This is a genomic window from Sulfitobacter sp. HI0129, assembly GCF_001635395.1.
In the GTDB taxonomy this organism is placed as follows: Bacteria; Pseudomonadota; Alphaproteobacteria; order Rhodobacterales; family Rhodobacteraceae; genus Sulfitobacter.
This window is the reverse complement of record NZ_LWGH01000725.1, coordinates 1-563: the sequence shown is the minus strand read 5'-3', so window position 1 is coordinate 563 and position 563 is coordinate 1. Positions and strand designations below refer to the sequence as shown.

Annotated in this window: 2 protein-coding genes; one reads left to right on the top strand and one right to left on the bottom strand. The window is 66.8% G+C overall.

Features of this window, described 5'->3' with window-relative positions:
* Positions 1-318 (top strand): GFA family protein (locus A3764_RS18020; RefSeq protein WP_067951885.1); only part of this gene is annotated, 318 nt, incomplete at its 5' end.
* A gap of 15 nt (positions 319-333) precedes the next feature.
* Here the strand turns inward: A3764_RS18020 and A3764_RS18015 are convergent.
* On the bottom strand, positions 334-563 hold a 230-nt coding region (locus A3764_RS18015), incomplete at its 5' end, for an inositol monophosphatase family protein (protein WP_330220545.1).

Genomic DNA, 563 nt, shown 5'->3' with positions numbered 1-563 from the left:
GCGGAGTTTCCGCAAGGTATCACGGGGGCGAAACGCTGCACCTGCAGCTTTTGCCGCAGGCGGCAGGCGGGCAATGTCACCGCGCTGAGCAGCAGCGTGCGCGTCCTGCAGGGGGCCGATAACCTCAGCCTTTACCAATGGGGAACAAAGACGGCGCGGCACTATTTCTGCAGCACTTGCGGGATCTACACCCATCACCAGCGCAGGTCCGACCCGGCGGAGACGGGCGTGAACCTCGGCTGTATCGAAGGGGCGGAGGTCTGGCGCGCCGAACCCATGCGCTGGAGCGAGAACCACGATTTTCCCGGCGACGACTGACGCGCCGCGGGCCTGTCAGCCGCGGATCGTCTTGGCGAAGGTGGTGAAGATCGCCTCGTTCGCGCAGACGATTTCCCCGTTGCCGACGATATCGGCCTCCGGGCGGATCGGCTCCACAAGGCCCCCGGCCTCTTTCACGATGACCATGCCGGCGGCCAGATCCCAGGGCTGCAACCGGCGTTCCCAAAAGCCGTCATACCGCCCCGCCGCCACATAGGCGAGGTCGAGCGCGGCGGACCCCCAGC